Genomic DNA, 17,910 nt, shown 5'->3' on the forward strand with positions numbered 1-17,910 from the left:
CCAGTTAATTTCAGATATTCAAAGGAGCCCATCTTAATGATATCATTTGAGATGTTTATTAATATTTAAAAAAAATTATGGTGTGTATGTATTCTCAGGATTTATGTTAGATAGGCTACTAGTATTTCCCCCTAATGGGACTACCATGTTCTCCATATTATCAAGCATCATTCCCACATACGTATGGTTAGGACTTGTTAAATTGCCAGGAAGTGCGTCATCTCTCAAGGTCTGTACAATATTTACACCAGCTTCTTTAGCGATTTGATCAGTGATTCTATTTGAAAAGACCTCTGATGCAAAGATAGCCGGTACCTTTTCAGCCTTTATTTGATCTATCAATTTGGCTATATCAAGAGGTGACGGTTCTGAAAAATCTGATGGTTGTACAGCACCAATCACGGTCATGTTATACCTTGGTGCAAAGTATGCCCAAGAATCATGATAAGTTACTAGCTTTCTATTTTCCGGCGGTACACTTTGTACGGCTGTTTTTATTCCTTCATCTAGCTGTTTTAGTAAAGCAATGTACTTTTCGGCGTTCTCTGCATAATAAGCAGTATTATTTGGATCCATCTCGATTAACTTATCTTTAGTTAAATTAGCAAACTTCATAGCGTTTACTGGATTTAACCATAAGTGAGGATTAGGATGACCCTGTTCTTTAGGAAAACTAAAATCAAATATCCAACCTGTTGAATTAATGGTACCATCAGCAAGTTTTAACAATTGAATGTCTGGTTTGTTCTTCAAAGACTCATTTACAACTTTTTCCATATTGTCCTCTAGAAACAATCCGTTAATGATAACAAGATCTGCATTGCTTAATTTTACTATATCAGACGGAACGGGTTCAAAGGTATGTGAATTTACACCCTCTGGGACCAAACCAGTTAGGTTTATTTTATCTCCTGCTATATTTTTAACAATATTAGTTATTGGAGATACAGATGTAATGACGTTTAATGTTTTATTGGCTGCATAAACCGAATTCAGATTATTATCAACACTTGTGGAGGAGACCACCGCTAGCAAAGACAAAAGTATTGTAAACGTAGCTACAAACATTATTTTGGTGTTTTTAAAAAAATTTTCTGACATTCTGAATCTTTACAAATGATCTTATTAATTTTTATAATAGCGAGTTATGGGTTTTGGGCCAAAAAATGCATTTATAGTAGTATATGAGGCCTTTTAGGTCATATCTTTCTCATTTTGCTAAAAGAAACATTTAGAATATTTTTTCTTACTATTCTAACTATAGAATAAATAATGTTACGGATATCATAAACAAATGAGCCTAACAACCGGATTAATAAACCATTTTCACCGGGCAATTTTGTACATCCACCAATAGCTTCTTTTGTTCCAGACAAAATTTCTAGTATTTCATTTTGTATGATGTTTATTTTATCCTTAGGGGTTAGAATATAAACACTCCCCAGTATTTCATAATTATTGAATATTCCAAAAGATCGTATATTTTCCGCCTTGGGTTCTATTTTTGCTACATCAAGTAGTCTTAATTTATCATCTTGATTTACTGACTTGACTTTCATATAGCATATATCGTATTCAAAAGACTCATTGCTAGCAACCCTACCAGGCGATAACATTTCAGAATAAATACAGGTAGCTTCATCATGAACCTTAATATTTGAAACCTGATAAAATCTGGAATCTCTAAATGGTATTATTTGATCAGGTATATATTCCAAGTAACAATCTTTATCAACATTCAAATTTATTATTTGAGATCCAAAGTTTTTATTCATCCTGTATATTCTAGTAGCACTTTGAGTAGTAACATGTGATTTAGCTGAATTAGTAAGTGTGATGTCAATTCTATACCTATCACCTTGTAAAACGCCTCCAGATGGAGAAATAATATAAACATAAGCCATCTCAGGAAATGTCTCTTCAAGATAAAGGGCACGTTTTATGCACAAAGGAACCTTGTAATATTGGTGTTTTATGGATGTTTTATGACTACTTGGATTATATTCTAGACAAAGGTGTAAAATACCTAATTTGCCAGACTGTCCTACTGCCAATTGTTCCAATGGATTATCGTAATTTAAAATTTCAGCAGGAATATTTTCAGGAGTACAATAGGCAAGATTATACGAACTCATTGAAATCAGTAAAAGATTAATTGATGGCTACCGATTTAGGAGGTGCATCAAATAATACGTCCTTTACGATTTGTTCTGCCACGGTTTTAACACCCTGACCAGTTTTGCTATTAACAAAAACATATGGTTTATCATTTCGAACAACTTTGGCGTCTCGCTCCATGATACTTAGGTCGGCACCTATGAAAGAGGCAATATCTATCTTGTTGATTACCAATAAATCAGACGTTTCGATTCCAAGTCCACGCTTTCTTGGATATTTATCCCCTCCAGAAACATCGATGATATAAATAAAATAGTCGGCCAATGCAGGGCTGAATGTGGTTGTAATGTTATCACCTCCACTTTCAATTATTATCAAATCAAGATTGGGGTGCTTGGATTCCATCTCCTCTACAACAGATATATTAATTGAAGGGTCTTCTCTCACTGCAGTATGAGGGCAGCCTCCGGTAGCAATGCCTATTACTAGATCCTCTGGCATTAACCCTCTTTCGGTGGCAAGGTTTTTTCTCATTCTATCGGCATCTTCTCTAGAAACAACATCGTTAGAAATAATTCCAACATTATATCCATCTTTCTTTAAAATAGGAACTAATTGTTCGATTAACATGGTTTTTCCTGATCCAACAGGTCCGCCTATACCTATACGTGGTATTCTTGAAAGTGCCACAAAAAAATAAAGGAAAAAATCAAGTAATAAACATTTTTGAATCCATCTGTTCATGATGCATTTGAATTATATCAAGTTGAGGAATAAATTGCCACATACTGTCAAGAGGTCTATTGATATTTTTTTTCACCGTTGAGAGAATTACTGGTTTCATCTCGTCTATAAGCTTCTGCCCTTCAATATGTTGAAGAATACCCAATCTAAGAGCAGCTCCAATTACACTGACAACAAATCCATACAGCAACATCAAACCAGATCGCTCTTTAGTTATTTTCATAGAATTGCATCCCAAGGCGTATGATAAAGGATAAACTCCCTTTGCATGCCCGCTCTTAATATTTTTTGAATAGAAATCCAAATATTCATCATTATGAATAAATGCAGAAACACATCTTAAGAACTGAATTCCTGATCTTGTTGAGGCCGAGCGAGTTTCATCTACCAGTCTCATAAAATAATATGTATTATCCAATTCTAATAACGAGATAAAGTCTTTCTTTTGAATACAATTATACACATTACCTACAACGCAGCAATCTGTAGGTCCTATTTGCTGTACAAGGTAAGCTTTGATGAAATCCGAAATCTCGCCGTACGTTAGCTTTCTGTTTTTATCATAAAACAATAATTCCAGTCCATTTGAAGTCGTGTACAAACCGGTTGGAAAAAAAGAATCAGATAATTGTAAGAAACTTAAATCCGCAATGGACGGGATTGATTCGATATCCCTATCAGTGTGCATGAATGTCAAATCCCTGATCAGGTTCAAAAATGAGTTGCTCTGAACGAATTTCTATATAGTCTTTTAGATCTGACAACAATCTCAAAAATAGGTTTATTTCATCTGGACTTTGAATAGGAAAAATTATATCACGATTTTCGATTTTTAGTGGCCTATGTAAGTTTCCAATAGTATGTCCTACCTTTAGTGCCACATTAGTGAGTTCATAATCGTTAGCTTGGTCATGCTTGTGTTCATGGTCATGGTCCTCATGTTCATGCTTGTGTTCATGGTCATGGTCCTCATGTTCATGCTTGTGTTCATGGTCATGGTCCTCATGTTCATGCTTGTGTTCATGGTCATGGTCCTCATGTTCATGCTTGTGTTCATGGTCATGGTCCTCATGTTCATGCTTGTGTTCATGGTCATGGTCCTCATGTTCATGATTATTGTGTAAATGATTTTTAATATTCAAGATAGCCACAAGCTCAGGAGATAATTTTATCACTATCATTTTAGTATCATCAAGAAAAACTACATCACCGTCTTTAAGATGGGTTCTAGAAGGCAAAATAAATCCGATATCAGTTTCTTTGTCTGAAACTTTTCTCATTCTAACCTTCTCGGTTTCAGATCTCTGAATTACTACGTTCTCGACGGTATCTTTTTTAACAGACTCTTCATATTTTTGATGTAATTGTGGATCTTTCTTTATGTTTCCTATAATAGTCGTAATGGTTAACATCAGATATCATATAGAGGTCAATCTTATCCATAAAAACAATTTCAATATTTTGATCTTATTTCAAGTCAAGCTAAGATGTTCGTCAAAATTATTTTGGGACAGAATTATCTTGAAATTTACGTTTTATTGTCTCTACTGACGTTGTTATTAAGACTTTCTAGATCATTTGTGTTGTTTTTTGGATCATCTGGATTCGGATTCCTTATTTTGTTCACAGCGGTTATCATATTTTGTAAATTTTGAGTATAATCATACTTTCCGTAGTGTTTATAGTTGCTAGGATCTAATTCGGCAAATACTAACCCTCCATCAGATATTTCAATTTTTGAACCAACCTCAAATTTTTGAGCTACCACACATTGTCTTACCAAGTGATAAGGATAATCAAGATTGAGGTGAGATTTGGGATCAATCAAACCTGAAATCGAAAACAATTTTCCAAATTTGATAATTACGTGTCTAATTTGCAAAGGGTCGACGATTAACATAGAATCATCAATATTAGATTTTTCAGTACAATGTCTAATTTGCAATAGTAATCACCTTTTTGAATCAGCAAGTGCTTGAGGATTGAGGTCATCTGCAGCTAAATTCTTATCAATCCTTAAAACAGATTTAGCCATTTCACCTGATGCTTCCAATGCCATTGTTTTTACCAAAACTGGATCCAAAACACCTTTAGAAACCATATTTACAATTTCACCACTGTCGATATCAACTCCATAGCCATCTGGGGAAGCCTTAGCATTCATTACTTTTTCTAAACCGTTAAATCCAGCATTTGTTAATATTTGTCTCATAATACTTTCGAGTGCAGATGTTACCACTTCTAGGCCTACTTGCTCTAATCCACTGAGTTTGAGTTTTTTAATTTTTTCAATTATATGCAATTCGGCAGCACCACCACCTGGAACAATTCCATAATTTAATGCAGCTTCTGCAGCATTGATTCCATCAATTGTTGATCTCCATCTCTCTAACGATGTTTCTTTCGTAGAACCTGATATCAGCACAGTGATGATCTTCTTTCCTCTTCCATTTTCCAAATATATTATACCGTTATCCTCATCCTCGTATATTTTCTCAGAAACACCAAGGATATCTTTATTTTTTAGATCATCTAGTGTTCGCACTGGTTTTGCACCCGTATATCTTGACAAATATTCTATTTCTTCATTTGAAATGTGGACCGCAAATAATCCCTTTGATACAAAAAGATCTTCGACTATTTGATCCACTTCAGGTGAAGCAATAAAAAGAGTATTTGCTCCCGTTTCAACTATGGTATCAACAATTTTTTTTGATTTTTCCAAACGATCTTTTTCCATAGTAAGAATATCTTGATATTTACTATTTTCTTTGATCCACGACTCTTTTACGGGTTTTAAATCCAATCTCAGAATTAGAATTTTCGAATTTTCAACTTTGCTTGGAAGTTCTGGATCTATTCTTTTTCTCTCCAAAACAATGCCATTAAAAATTTTATCCTCAATGTCTACTCTTCTTATTACCTGTACTGCCTTATCAAAATCATATAATCCGTTGTAAATCGCATCTTTTCCCACGGTACGTAACGCATTAACTACCAACGTATGCAATACTCGACCATCCAATTTTGATGACAAGCTCGTTTTTACGATTTGATCGAGTTCAGGAGCATCAAGGTTTATCTTTATGGCACTTTTTTTTAGCAATTCGCATGAATGTTTTATACCACTTTCAATGCCTTCAACGACCTTAGTAGGATGCACCGCAAGTTCACGAATTAATCTTTTACCTTCTTTAATCATCTCGGCTGCCAAAATTACAGCCGTTGTTGTTCCATCGCCTACTTTTTGTTCTTGTCTTTCTGCAATTTCTACTATCATTCTTGCGACAGGATGAATTGCTCTCAACGAAAGTAATATGGTAACACCGTCGTTAGATACATGTCTATTCATTGATTGATCGATCAAAAGTTTATCCAACCCTTTTGGTCCTAGGGTGGTTCTCACCGTTTCAGCTACGGCCATTACCGCGTTTGAATTAGACTCTAAAGCATTGAATTCAATATTTTCAGCTATTGGTTTCCAAACTCCAAAATTTTGTGGCGAAGACATATTTTTTAAAATTAAAGACCAAGAGATAAATGTATCAGAAATATTAATGCGGAATAGAAATTAAAGAAACTTTAGAAAAAAAGAAGGCTGGGAAGAACCCTTATGCCATAAAGTATCTTTGTGCTAAAGTTAGTTCCTTTGCGGGATCAACAGTAGCGATCTGCCCGTCAATCTTTACTTCATATGTCTCATGATCTACAGTAATTTCTGGTGTTTTATCATTCCACAGCATGTCTTTCTTTCCTATACTTCTGCAGTTTTTAACAGCCAATGTAGTTTTTTCTAATCCTAGTTTCTCAGGAACACCAAGATCTAATGATTTTTTTGACATGAAGGTAAAAGAAGTCTTCTTTACAGCACGCCCCATGGCACCAAACATTGGTCTATAAAAGACCGGTTCTGGTGTTGGCAAAGAAGCATTTGGATCGCCCATGATAGACCAAGCAATAAATCCACCCTTAAAGACCATTTTTGGCTTTGCGGCAAAGAAAGCATTGTTGTACATGACTATATCAGCATACTTTCCTACTTCAAGAGATCCAAGATAATCTGCGACACCATGAGTTATGGCAGGATTAATGGTTGTTTTTGCAATATAGCGCTTTGCTCTTAAATTATCGTTGTCTCCTTCCTCATCTTTTAGTTTTCCTTTCATTTTTTTCATTTTGTCGGCAGTTTGCCATGCACGAATTACAACCTCTCCAATTCTACCCATAGCTTGACTGTCTGATGAATACATACTAAGAACTCCCTCATCATGCATTACATCCTCGGCTGCAATTGTTTCGGCTCTAATTCTAGAGTCTGCAAAAGCGACATCTTCTGCAACACCAGGGTTAAGATGGTGACAAAACATGAGCATATCAAGGTGTTCATCAATAGTATTAACAGTAAATGGCCTTGTAGGATTGGTTGAAGAGGGTAAAACGTTTGCTTCTGCTGCGATGGCAAGTATATCTGGAGCGTGACCACCACCTGCTCCCTCTGTATGATAGCTGTGGACAACTCTTCCATCGATGGCATTAACGGTATCCTCTAAATAAGCACATTCATTTATGGAATCAGTGTGTATTGCAACTTGAACATCAGTTAAATCAGCAGCACGAAGTGATGCATCCAAAACAGCAGGAGTAGTTCCCCAATCTTCATGATCTTTTAGTCCACAAACACCGGCTTCGATTTGTTCCATTTGTGTGGCTAACGACGGATGAGAATCATTGCCTTTGCCCAAAAATCCATAATTCATTGGAATGTCCTCTACGGATTCTAACATCCTACTAATGTTAAATGTACCTGGAGTACATGTAGTAGCATTAGTACCATCTGCAGGACCAGTACCACCACCTATCATATTACATATACCATTACTGATTCCATCTATGTACTGCTGAGGAGAAATCATGTGAATGTGAGTATCAAAGTGTCCTGGAGTACAGATTGTGTGTTCACCAGCTGTTGCCTCAGTGCATGCGGATACGATTAGGTTTCTATCAACACCATCCATTACTAATGGATTTCCGGCTTTTCCGATACCTGCAATTTTACCATCTTTAATACCTATATCACCCTTCACTATCCCAATCACAGGATCAAGCACTACAGCATTTGTGATAACATAGTCCAAAGCACCTCCTGCACTGGTAACACCAGGTGTTTGAGCTTGACCATCCCGGAGTGTTTTGCCTCCTCCAAATACACATTCATCTCCATGGGTTATGAGATCCTTTTCAATCTCAATTAAGAGATCTGTATCGCCTAAACGAATCTTGTCGCCTGTAGTTGGACCAAAATGATCAGTATATTGTTTTTTTGTTACTTTTAAGACCAATAATATCCTCTCCTAATTACCCATTCCTTTAAAACCAAAGAACTTGGCTTTTTCCATTGCAGATTTGTTTATATTTGTTGATCTCATGCTTCCATTTGTTAAACCATTAAATCCAAAGCAAACTTTTGAACCTCCAAATTCACACAATTCTACTTCCTTTGTATCACCTGGCTCAAATCTGACTGAAGTGCCAGCTGTTATGTTTAATCGATAACCAAATGCTTGCTCTCTTGGAAAATCAAGAACTTTGTTGATTTCAAAGAAGTGTGTATGAGACCCTATTTGACATGGTCTGTCACCAGTATGCTTTACAGTAATCTTTATGGTTTTTCTGTTTTCGTTGCAAGGTACATCGCCTTCAGATAAAACATATTCTCCTGGAATCATTATAAATTAAAACCTCCGTATAAATTCAATTTAGAAATAATCTTAATTGTCATTCATAACTCACCTATTGAACTGGATCATGAACTGTAACTAATTTTGTCCCGTCTGGAAATGTAACTTCCACCTGTACTGTATGTATCATCTCAGGCACTCCCTCCATAACATCCGCTCGTTTTAAAATATTTCTTGCAGACGTCATTAATTCGGCGACTGATTTTCCTTCTCGTGCTCCTTCTACAACAAAATTGGCTATATAAGCAATTGATTCAGGATAATTTAGTTTTACTCCTTTCTGTTTTCTTCCCTCGGCAATTTGTGCTGCCGTCCAAATCATCATTTTTTCAATCTCTCTTGGGGCTAACATCATGTTTAATTCACATATAACAAACCTAGTGAGTTATTTTAAAATTCAAAATAATAATCAATATATATGAACAATTACCATTATCAGATATTTAGTCGATGTCGACTAAATCGAATGTCAGTAGTCAGAAATTTTAACAGGTAAACATGTCTTTAACCAATATAATGTTTTGTCATAGGGACCGTTTTTGCCAGTTGAAAGTCTGAATTCATATTTTTCCTTCACTGTATGAATGACAAGGACATTTTCATTTATAGCGGTACCAAGCATATTAGAAATCAAAGTTCTGGTATCAGGGTAAAATACCATTTTTTTTATATCAGGATATTTGATAGAAAATTCGTTAGACATTTTTGATCCTGCTGCTGAATCTTGTTCTTTAGAAATAAATGAATCCTTTATCTTAATATCAGAGAATTTTATTTTTTCAGACAGAACATAATAAAGATACGGCCCAATTCCAGCAACAAAACCCGGATCTGTCATTTTTCGTAGCACATTTTTTTTAACCATGATAATTCTAATCGGAGTAAATGTAAGAAGATAGTCAATCTTCATAGGTTTGCTTTTAATATATCCCGAAAGCCTCAACACAATAGGTTCGATATTTTGAGCGAGCATCAAATCATACAACTTCTTGATTTTTTGACTATCGGACATTTTTGAACTGGATTTGATTTTTTTCAGATTTATTTCAAGCTCGGACAATACAGTATTAAGATAAAAGATGTAAAATATTACTTTAATTGAATGATTTTAAGACGACTAATTAGTTCAAATCGGGAAATTCAAGAACAGATGAAACAAAAGAAAATGAAAATTTAGTTGAGCTGTTGATCGGTTGGTTTGTGAGAGTGTGGGTTGGTAGGTCCTGAATAAAACTGGACTATCCTGCTCTAGACCATCCTATCCCTGCAGGTATGTTATAGAATCCGAAGATAGCGATCATGTAAACCCATGCAGTGAATACAAATGGTCCCGTAAGTGCAGGTAATCCCCATTGGCCAAAGAACTTTTGGAGAGCAGGCATTACCACCACGGAACAAGTTACTGTGGCAAGAATCGCCAGTAAGAACGACTGTGGAGTAAGAGGCACAAAACTAGTTAATGCGATCATTACCAGGACCTGATTAAACCCATGCAAACCAATTCTAGTCTCATGAGTAGGTAACTTCATCACTATGGATAAAGCAGCACCAATAGCGGATCCTATTAAGGCCATAACTCCAGCAAGATATAACGGCGAATATTCATTCCATCCTGATGTATACGCGTTTGTAAATAAACCTCTGTCCTGAACACCAGCTATAAATGGGGCCAATTCAAATGCCAAAGTCAGACCTACGACCCAGAAAACACCAGTCTTCCAATTCTCCACAAAGGTAACCTGAGATACACCTTTGAGAGTAGAAATGATGAATTCTTTGGCGGTCCATTTGAAGTTCTCAGGCACTAATTGGACAGGATTATCACTTCCGGGAATTTTGTCCTCTTTAACAGCAGGAGGTGTTTCGGGCCAAACATCATGTCCATATCGTTTACTTGCATACATCATAGCCCAAGTAGTGAAGATAAACGAAGATGTAAATCCAGGGATTGCCACAGCATTAGTAACACCGGGCGCCTGTGGACTAAATATATCTCCCATAAAATGTGAGAACGCCATCCAAGCTACTGCGGTTATGACTGCTCCAAATAGCGAGAGTGTCAATGTCACCCTATTGGCTTTTACAAATGGTCCAGACCAGAAGGCCATTCCAGTTAATATGGAATTGTATCCAAACAACCCAAAGGTAACTAGTCCATAATCGGCACCCAGTAGTAACGCAGTTGCTGCACCAATTAATCCTGCTGCTACCATCATGATACCTGCTTTGCGTGAAGCTATGAGGACACCTGCAAGAATAAAAATACCAGTTACTGGCGAACTGAATAAAGGAACTTCAGAGATGCCATTAAACAGTATATAGAAGAAATCTAGAAGGGGGTCTCCTGACGAATATGTTGCTGACGCCATACTAGGATTTTGTACAGGTATAGTTTAACGATTTGTATTGAATATCGGTTTATTAATCAACATAAACCTTAGTCCCACAAATTAATTTAGTAATAATACGGGTTTGTTAGATTCAGAAAGAATTTTCCTTGTTACATGTCCAAAGTCATCAGAATTTCCTAATCCTTTTGTTCCTAGAACTATGAAGTCTACATTCAAGTCATTGGCAGTTTTAATAATTTTATTAGCAGGGTCCCCTATTTTCACAACTCTCTCACATCTTTTAGAATTCTTTATAAGGATACTAGATAACATTAGTCGTCCTTCTTTTTCAACTCTTTTCATTAGCTCAGTATCGTACTCAGTATCTTGTTCGTAGTCATCAGGCCATTCAATTATATGTACCACATAAATTATAGAGTCGGCTTGGAAAGCATGACTAGCATAATCTAATGCTCTTATTGAGGATGTGGAACCATCAACAGCGACTAGAATTCGCTTAAAACTTGTATTGACAGGATTTTCAGAGGGATTGTTTTTGGACATAGAAAATTTATGGTCATAATTTCTAATTTGAAATTTTGATCTGATAATAAACAAAAGATTTGATAAAACAATTGAAATTTCTCGTTTTGATTCAATAATAGGTTTTACTATAAGAAAACATGCTGCAGATATTGTCCAGACAATACTTAGTAAAATCCAAAACAAGAAAAACTCGTAGGAAAATATATACCCAGAAAAAAACAATGGTAATGGCCATATAACAACCAAAATGAGTGTAAAAAAGATTCCGTATTTGTACCCAAAAATAGTTCTCTTCTTTAAAAACGATTCATCATTATCTTCTTTTATCAAAGATCTGATTCTTTCCTCTACAACTATGATCCGTTGCTTCGTAATGTTGAAATTAAAGTTGTCTGGTCTAATTAAACTCCCTAAAATAACTAGAACAAATCCAGATACAAATGATGTTAAATTGCCCAACAAGAGAGGAATATCATGACTGGTAGAAGCTACCGAGATATTCCCATACAAAGAAAAAGCCGAAAAAAGCCATACAATAACACCCAGCAAAAGCCCACACAATGCTGAAAAAGAAGCAGAGATCTTGTTGGTTTTTTTCCATATCAAAGACAAGGATATAGGCCCTACGGCCGAGCCTATAAGAATACCCATTGATAAATAAATGTACTGTAGGCTCAATCCTATGTGATATAGGGATAAGGAAAGTACGCCTATGCCGAATCCAAACATCAAAACAGAATATTTTGAAACACGCATTAATTGCCTACCAGACGCCGATGGTTTAAAATAGGTTCTATAAACATCAAATGTAAATAGAGAAGAGAACGCGACAAGTTCTGCTGATCCCGCGCATGTTACTGCGGTAAATAACATAGTCAATATTAGAATACCACCTACTTCTCCTAAGAGAGTAGAGATCGTTATAGGTGCAACCAATCCATGACTAACTTCTAAAGGAGAGAGATCTAAATGCATTGCAATACCCGCGAGTCCTAAAGAAGTTGCAAGGGCAAACGGAATAGCAAACCAAGCCAGTCCACCTATGAAAAATCCTTTTATTAGAGATTTAGGTCGTGCTGCAATAGCCCTCTGCCAAAAGGCCTGATCCACAAAAACTGTTCCAAAATTTCCAATTATATTGATAATACCAAAAATAAGGGCTCCAATCGAAGCCAAAGTTAAGAATGAACCACCCGAGTTTCCTTCTACAGGATTAAGAGTACTTGCTAATTGTAGGCCTTCAAATAATCCTGTTATTCCCCCTATGTGTGGATTGAAGAAATAAATACCCACTACTAAAATCAGAATCACTATAAAAATAAATGAGGTATTTAGATAGTCTGCAAAGAAAGTGGCCTTCAAGCCTCCAAAATAAGTATACATCATTATGCTCAAAGGTATTATAAAACAAGCTATTGCAATGTCAATTCCCGTTAGAGCATTCAAGGCTACGGCCCCACCTAACACAAGCATAGCCATAACGATGGAATTGGCCAGTAATGCAAAAATCAAGAATACCTTGTGACCAAACTTTCCTAATCTAAGGTACAGAAATTCTGTAAAAGTATGAGAAGAGGGAGCTCGCTTTTTTAACTCAAGAGCAACCACAGCAAAAAGAATGATTTGTATACTTGCTCCGGCAGCGTACCAAAATGGGCCACCTATACCATATTTGTACGCGACAGTGGATGATTCTAAAAGCGTTGCAGCCCAAATCCAGGCAGATATTACAGATGATGCCAAAAGGCCACTTTTAATACTCCTCCCGGCTGTGGAAAACCACTCAAATGTTTTTCTTGTCCCAAGCCATTTGGTATCCACAAAAATGAGCAACAATACGATAGCAGTCATTATCAGACCACCCCCGATGAAGATCAGGTAACCTGTTTCATCAGAGAGGATGAATGACAATTAATTGTTAAAATTGAAATGATTTATTTAAATTAATATTATATGGATGTATTTTTTATCAAGTCTTATAACTTAAATTGTTGTAGAATTACATTGAAATTAAAATTCTAAACTATAAATAATTAGACCAATTATTTCGTAATATTAAATCAATGATAGATCCCATAGATGAGTTAATTCTTTCTGCTTTGAGTAAGGATGCCAAACAGGATTTGAATGAAATTTGGGATTTCTTAAGAAATTATGGACATGATTTAAGTTTGGAGGAGATAGATTCCCGCATAAAAACACTCGAAGATGAAAAAATAATTTCAAGATATACAATTTCGATCGACACCAAAAAATTACGACATAGAATAATCAGAGTAGTTTTGGTAACTTTTAGGCCCTCACAGCACTTGGGAAGTCGAGTAGAAGGATTGAAGAAGTATCTTCGTGATGCGCCGTTTGTCTTATTTTCAGGAAAAACAAGGGGTGGATATGACTGGATCACAATTCAAGTATTTTCATCGCCCGAAGTTGCTGACGAGGAGAGCGATATTTACAGAAACTTGTTTGGAGACATAATCCAAACCTACGAAGTATATGATTTTTCCCCTCTAAAGGAACCTACATTTAATGCTTTTACCTATACGGATAAAGAATATAAAAAATTCTTGAATGAATGGATGCCTCCATTTCTTGGAAGATAATAGTAGGTGGAAGATTCAAATAATTATTTCGGGTTATTTTAGATATCTTGTAGGTTTAGTTATTTTTAAGTTTTTAAATCTAATTGTATCATCGATTAACGAGTGAATTTTAAGACGCAAGTCCATCAAAAAGCTTATGATATCTGTACTTTGACTTGGTTCAAAATTTAGCTGAACTTCCTCTATTATACTATCTAGTCTAGCAAGAGTAATTTTTAAAGCAAGGGAAGTTTTCTTTGTTATTTTAAGTGTTTTTATATTCTTAAAATTAATATTTTCGTTTGCAATTAATTCCAAGTCGTCACCTGATATACCTTGTTTGGAAAATACAGCTTTTACCTCTCTAATTTGTCGAATGGTTAATTCATTTTCTATAATATGATCTGTAAAATGAATAATCTGATTCGGCGAAACAGTAGTTAGTTCCAAGGCTTGACTTACACTCAACTTGTTTAGCATTATTTTTTCTTTGACATCCTGTGGAAGTTTTAAAAGTTGAATCCTGTGTGAAACATACTCCTCACTTTTACCTATTTTTTTAGCCAGTTCAGTAACACCTCCCCAGCCCAGGTCTTGGACATATTTCCTAAAAGCCTCTGCTTCCTCAAGTGCACTCATCGATTTTCTCTGAATGTTTTCCGTTAATTGAATTTCAAATGCTTGTTTGTCATTCATTTCCCTTATTTTGCACGGGATATGACGCCACCTAAGAGACTTGCATGCATAAAAGCGCCTGTGGCCAGCAACTATTTCAAAGTTATTTTGATAAGGACGTATCAAAATGGGTTGGAGTAACCCATGCTCTTTGATACTCGAAACGAGTGATTCTACTTCTTGATAATCATTAAACTTATCTCTAATTGAAAACTGTGATGGGCGAATCATTTTTATTTCAATATGTTCCACTATACTGGTATCGAAGGCATGCATAATTTAAATAAATTAATCTAATACTTATATGTTTTTATCTCATCTATTTAAATCTTATACAAAATCTAAAAAAAATTGTAAATACCATAATTTTGTGATTAATGCTATAAATTATTTATATACACATGTATGCCACAAGGAATAGGTATAATAATAAAGACTTTTCTCTCTAGTGAATTTCAACCCCATTTCCTGAATAAGTATTTGGTTCTAATATATAGAGCAAGGATTAAGATTCTTCAGAGATCTTAAATCCATTAGCTGTTATTACACTTTTAATGCGATAAGATCTTACTACTACTAAGAACAAAAATCTAAAAAAAATTGTCTTAATCTATTAAAATATAATTTGATTGATCAAATTATATTCAAATTCATTGTCCAAACGGTGGGGTCATTGGATAGACACCAACCTGATCTGAATATGCTGGCTTTGGATCCTTATCGTCTTTTGGTTCCATAGTAACAAATAGATCAGTATACGTGTATGGGTAAACTTGTGTTGATTTATAACTAAAAGTCCCATCCTCCTTGACCATGCCTACAGTCAAAGGATATTGAGATGCGCCGTAGTTTCCATCATAAAGCCATACTTCAAAAACTTTACCTTCTGGAGGAATGTAGTTCACTACTCCGTCGATATCTAGTGAATGGCCATCTGATTTAATGTCTACCAACCCAAATACATCAGCTTGACGCCCAACTATTATTCCGGATTGATCAGTGGTTAGAGCGTATCCATTTGAAACATAAACTACGCCAATTAACAATGCTACGGACATAAATAATATGGTAATTCTTAGCGAAAACATCTACCGACTAATAAATGGTTCTTGTATATAAAGATTGAATGATACTTCAAACCTATCTATTTTCTCATTTAGAAGACCAAAAGAAATACTAATCGTATTAATAGTTATTAACCTTTTATATCCATATTATCTGACAACAAACTATACTCAAAACGATATCAAAATAATAGGATGCGATTACATAATTTGAGAGTTTTTTTTCTTGTGAATTTTATACTAAAATTAAGACATTTATACTTGTTCTTATAAGAGGAGTTATGAAATCATATAGTCGGAATACAAAAAAAGCAGGGATCGCTTTTGGTATTGCCATTTTAACAGTATCCATAATGCTAGGCAATAGTGATATGTTATATCAAAATAAAGCAGTAGCACAAGTTGATAATTCTACTGTAATTCAAGAATTTAATGGAAAGCTTGATCAAATACAGGCAAAATTTAAAGAGTTTGTTGAACAGAATAAGATCAATACTACGTCACTAACTTTACCCAATAGCACTGGTATATCCGAAGCTTTACAAAAATTAAATTCAACTAAAATACTTGAAGAAGTATCTAATGCATTTAACAATGCTTTAAGCGAAGCAGGGATTACAAATGCAACTGAAGGGATGAAGCAAAAATATGGTGGAGATTTATCCATGCTCGTTCAAAAGTTTGACGAGATAAGAGGGAATTCCACAAATTAGTTTACAAAACTCTTTTTTCATAAATGTTGAGCATAATATTTTATCTCTAGAAAAGACCTTTTTAACCATATGTCCTAAATGATTGGATTTGGACATTATTTATTATTCTAATATTACTAATTGATGGGAAGAACTTGAATATTTATCCTTAAAACGCTTTTGGTAACTTATTTTCAATATTAGAAGTATTGGTAAAATGGAAATTGGAATTATAACAGCAATACCGTAATATAGAAAAGATACAACCAGAGATATGGTGTATACGATAGGGATCACACAAACCTGAATCAGGAAATATCGGCCCTTATGACCCAAAGTCCTTTGTGTTTTAATAATGTTCACCAATGTAATTAAAAGTATTCCAGCTAAGATTTGAACAATACAAGAAAAAATTAGAGAATATTTATTTCTTAATTCCACGAGCCCTATTAGAGCAACAGAAGTAAGAGTCACTGTTACCAAAAATACTAAAAACACTAGTGAAGTGAAAATGGTAACACCTTCCAAGTTCTCTGCGTAGTCTAAAAGCAGAGTAAATCTAGACCAGTAAAAAAATACAACTATGAAGCTGCATATATAAGCTATAAGAGCATGATAAAATACATCAGGTTCAAAAACTCCGGTTCGGAAGTCACTAAAGTAGCAAGATTATAAACAAGCAGTACCACACCTACAATCAACACTGAATCACTGAATGACCTTAACCTATCAGTTGTAAGAAATCCTTTCTTTACCTTGTCAATGTCCTGCTATGACCTTATTTTAATCATAATTGTAATTATATCACTACGTTTTCAAAAAATTGTTTTTACATTGAATTCATAGATCTTTTTCATCCATGGTGAGTTTGGTGAAATATCGTTAAAAATTCCTTTGGATTTTAATCAAAAGTTTTCATTATTTCATATTTTTGGCTTCCTGACAAAATATTATTTCTTGATGTATATTTAGAATAAGAGAACATAATTTGTAAAATCAAAATCCACTAAAAACAGAATTTTATGATCCTCTTTACATATTGTTATTAGCTAACCTAAGACAAGTCATATTGTTTTCATCCTTGTCTTATACGAGATGATATATTTGGGATCAGAATACCAAAAAAGTAAGCCAAACTTACACCTAACAATGTTCCTAATACTCTTTCATCAAAGTGATATTCGATATTGGCAGATGTAGGATCACCGTACAACACAGACCAAAAAACCAAAAAAGTTGTAAATGCAGGTGAGATATACCAACGACTCGAAATTGTAGCTGATGCAGTTACTAATGATATCGCACAAAGAGATGCAATAACTACTGGTGGTAGGCTCTGACCCAAAAGCCAAGATGCTATCAGAGCGCCCACAAACACTGAAATTGCACGTCCTACACTGCGCAACTTTTGGACTTCTTTG

The 17,910-nt window shown here is 34.9% G+C and carries 18 protein-coding genes; 2 read left to right on the forward strand and 16 right to left on the reverse strand.

The genetic code is table 11. The annotated features are described in order from the left end of the window. Window positions 1-75: 75 nt before the first annotated feature. From NMY3_RS02265 to NMY3_RS02325, 13 genes are all read right to left on the reverse strand, one after another. Window positions 76-1,101, reverse strand: a complete 1,026-nt coding sequence (locus tag NMY3_RS02265; RefSeq protein WP_231100192.1) for a metal ABC transporter substrate-binding protein — start codon at window positions 1,099-1,101, stop codon at window positions 76-78. 98 nt (window positions 1,102-1,199) lie between these two features. Beyond that, window positions 1,200-2,135 (reverse strand): urease accessory protein UreD, encoded by a 936-nt coding sequence (locus tag NMY3_RS02270; RefSeq protein WP_196817333.1) that lies wholly within the window; start codon window positions 2,133-2,135, stop codon window positions 1,200-1,202. A 16-nt stretch (window positions 2,136-2,151) separates the two neighbouring features. Continuing rightward, the gene (gene ureG / locus NMY3_RS02275; protein WP_196817334.1) at window positions 2,152-2,808 is read right to left on the reverse strand and encodes an urease accessory protein UreG; all 657 of its coding nucleotides are present in this window, start codon (window positions 2,806-2,808) and stop codon (window positions 2,152-2,154) included. A 19-nt stretch (window positions 2,809-2,827) separates the two neighbouring features. Further along, window positions 2,828-3,550, reverse strand: a complete 723-nt coding sequence (locus NMY3_RS02280; RefSeq protein ID WP_196817335.1) for an urease accessory protein UreF — start codon at window positions 3,548-3,550, stop codon at window positions 2,828-2,830. Next, window positions 3,540-4,274, reverse strand: coding sequence for an urease accessory protein UreE (locus tag NMY3_RS02285; RefSeq protein ID WP_196817336.1), 735 nt, complete (start codon window positions 4,272-4,274; stop codon window positions 3,540-3,542). The genes NMY3_RS02280 and NMY3_RS02285 overlap by 11 nt, the downstream gene beginning before the upstream one ends. A gap of 116 nt (window positions 4,275-4,390) precedes the next feature. Then, window positions 4,391-4,807, reverse strand: coding sequence for a hypothetical protein (locus tag NMY3_RS02290; RefSeq protein WP_196817337.1), 417 nt, complete (start codon window positions 4,805-4,807; stop codon window positions 4,391-4,393). 6 nt (window positions 4,808-4,813) lie between these two features. Then, entirely contained in the window at window positions 4,814-6,373 is a 1,560-nt protein-coding gene (locus NMY3_RS02295) for a TCP-1/cpn60 chaperonin family protein (protein ID WP_196817338.1), read from the reverse strand. A gap of 100 nt (window positions 6,374-6,473) precedes the next feature. Next, the gene (gene ureC, locus NMY3_RS02300) at window positions 6,474-8,201 is read right to left on the reverse strand and encodes an urease subunit alpha (protein ID WP_196817339.1); all 1,728 of its coding nucleotides are present in this window, start codon (window positions 8,199-8,201) and stop codon (window positions 6,474-6,476) included. Window positions 8,202-8,213: 12 nt separating this feature from the next. Beyond that, entirely contained in the window at window positions 8,214-8,588 is a 375-nt protein-coding gene (ureB, locus tag NMY3_RS02305) for an urease subunit beta (protein ID WP_196817340.1), read from the reverse strand. A 64-nt stretch (window positions 8,589-8,652) separates the two neighbouring features. Further along, a complete protein-coding gene (locus NMY3_RS02310; RefSeq protein ID WP_196817341.1) occupies window positions 8,653-8,955 on the reverse strand; it encodes an urease subunit gamma in 303 nt (100 codons plus the stop codon). Between the two features lie 114 nt (window positions 8,956-9,069). Further along, window positions 9,070-9,612: a hypothetical protein gene (locus NMY3_RS02315; RefSeq protein ID WP_196817342.1), complete on the reverse strand. Its 543-nt coding sequence runs from the start codon at window positions 9,610-9,612 to the stop codon at window positions 9,070-9,072. Window positions 9,613-9,838: 226 nt separating this feature from the next. Beyond that, window positions 9,839-10,969 (reverse strand): urea transporter, encoded by a 1,131-nt coding sequence (locus tag NMY3_RS02320; RefSeq protein WP_196817343.1) that lies wholly within the window; start codon window positions 10,967-10,969, stop codon window positions 9,839-9,841. Window positions 10,970-11,050: 81 nt separating this feature from the next. Then, window positions 11,051-13,387: a sodium:solute symporter family transporter gene (locus tag NMY3_RS02325; protein ID WP_231100193.1), complete on the reverse strand. Its 2,337-nt coding sequence runs from the start codon at window positions 13,385-13,387 to the stop codon at window positions 11,051-11,053. 152 nt (window positions 13,388-13,539) lie between these two features. Here NMY3_RS02325 and NMY3_RS02330 point away from each other — a divergent pair, with 152 nt between their 5' ends. Then, window positions 13,540-14,079 (forward strand): Lrp/AsnC family transcriptional regulator, encoded by a 540-nt coding sequence (locus NMY3_RS02330; RefSeq protein WP_196817345.1) that lies wholly within the window; start codon window positions 13,540-13,542, stop codon window positions 14,077-14,079. A 33-nt stretch (window positions 14,080-14,112) separates the two neighbouring features. On the opposite strand, the gene NMY3_RS02335 is transcribed toward NMY3_RS02330, so the two are convergent. Together NMY3_RS02335 and NMY3_RS02340 are read right to left on the reverse strand one after the other, a co-directional pair. Beyond that, on the reverse strand, window positions 14,113-15,009 hold the full coding sequence (locus tag NMY3_RS02335; protein ID WP_196817346.1) for a ParB/RepB/Spo0J family partition protein: 897 nt from the start codon (window positions 15,007-15,009) through the stop codon (window positions 14,113-14,115). 374 nt (window positions 15,010-15,383) lie between these two features. Then, window positions 15,384-15,821: a hypothetical protein gene (locus NMY3_RS02340; RefSeq protein ID WP_196817347.1), complete on the reverse strand. Its 438-nt coding sequence runs from the start codon at window positions 15,819-15,821 to the stop codon at window positions 15,384-15,386. 257 nt (window positions 15,822-16,078) lie between these two features. On the opposite strand from NMY3_RS02340, the gene NMY3_RS02345 reads away from it, so the two are divergent. Next, window positions 16,079-16,510, forward strand: a complete 432-nt coding sequence (locus NMY3_RS02345; RefSeq protein WP_196817348.1) for a hypothetical protein — start codon at window positions 16,079-16,081, stop codon at window positions 16,508-16,510. Between the two features lie 1,054 nt (window positions 16,511-17,564). Here the strand turns inward: NMY3_RS02345 and NMY3_RS02350 are convergent. Further along, window positions 17,565-17,894 carry a hypothetical protein gene (locus NMY3_RS02350; protein WP_196817349.1) on the reverse strand — a complete coding sequence of 110 codons (330 nt, stop codon included), beginning with the start codon at window positions 17,892-17,894 and terminating at the stop codon, window positions 17,565-17,567. Between the last annotated feature and the right edge of the window lie 16 nt (window positions 17,895-17,910).

This window comes from Candidatus Nitrosocosmicus oleophilus, from assembly GCF_000802205.1.
GTDB classification, from domain to species: domain Archaea; phylum Thermoproteota; class Nitrososphaeria; order Nitrososphaerales; family Nitrososphaeraceae; genus Nitrosocosmicus; species Nitrosocosmicus oleophilus.

Bases quoted from the DNA above. Each gene is read 5' to 3' on its own strand.
- NMY3_RS02280 (WP_196817335.1), bottom strand. From the start codon at position 3,550: ATGCACACTGATAGGGATATCGAATCAATCCCGTCCATTGCGGATTTA.
- NMY3_RS02285 (WP_196817336.1), bottom strand. From the start codon at position 4,274: ATGTTAACCATTACGACTATTATAGGAAACATAAAGAAAGATCCACAA.
- NMY3_RS02340 (WP_196817347.1), bottom strand. From the start codon at position 15,821: ATGTTTTCGCTAAGAATTACCATATTATTTATGTCCGTAGCATTGTTA.
- ureB (WP_196817340.1), bottom strand. From the start codon at position 8,588: ATGATTCCAGGAGAATATGTTTTATCTGAAGGCGATGTACCTTGCAAC.
- NMY3_RS02330 (WP_196817345.1), top strand. From the start codon at position 13,540: ATGATAGATCCCATAGATGAGTTAATTCTTTCTGCTTTGAGTAAGGAT.
- NMY3_RS02315 (WP_196817342.1), bottom strand. From the start codon at position 9,612: ATGTCCGATAGTCAAAAAATCAAGAAGTTGTATGATTTGATGCTCGCT.
- NMY3_RS02320 (WP_196817343.1), bottom strand. From the start codon at position 10,969: ATGGCGTCAGCAACATATTCGTCAGGAGACCCCCTTCTAGATTTCTTC.
- NMY3_RS02335 (WP_196817346.1), bottom strand. From the start codon at position 15,009: ATGCATGCCTTCGATACCAGTATAGTGGAACATATTGAAATAAAAATG.
- NMY3_RS02265 (WP_231100192.1), bottom strand. From the start codon at position 1,101: ATGTCAGAAAATTTTTTTAAAAACACCAAAATAATGTTTGTAGCTACG.
- NMY3_RS02310 (WP_196817341.1), bottom strand. From the start codon at position 8,955: ATGATGTTAGCCCCAAGAGAGATTGAAAAAATGATGATTTGGACGGCA.
- NMY3_RS02270 (WP_196817333.1), bottom strand. From the start codon at position 2,135: ATGAGTTCGTATAATCTTGCCTATTGTACTCCTGAAAATATTCCTGCT.
- NMY3_RS02295 (WP_196817338.1), bottom strand. From the start codon at position 6,373: ATGTCTTCGCCACAAAATTTTGGAGTTTGGAAACCAATAGCTGAAAAT.
- NMY3_RS02345 (WP_196817348.1), top strand. From the start codon at position 16,079: ATGAAATCATATAGTCGGAATACAAAAAAAGCAGGGATCGCTTTTGGT.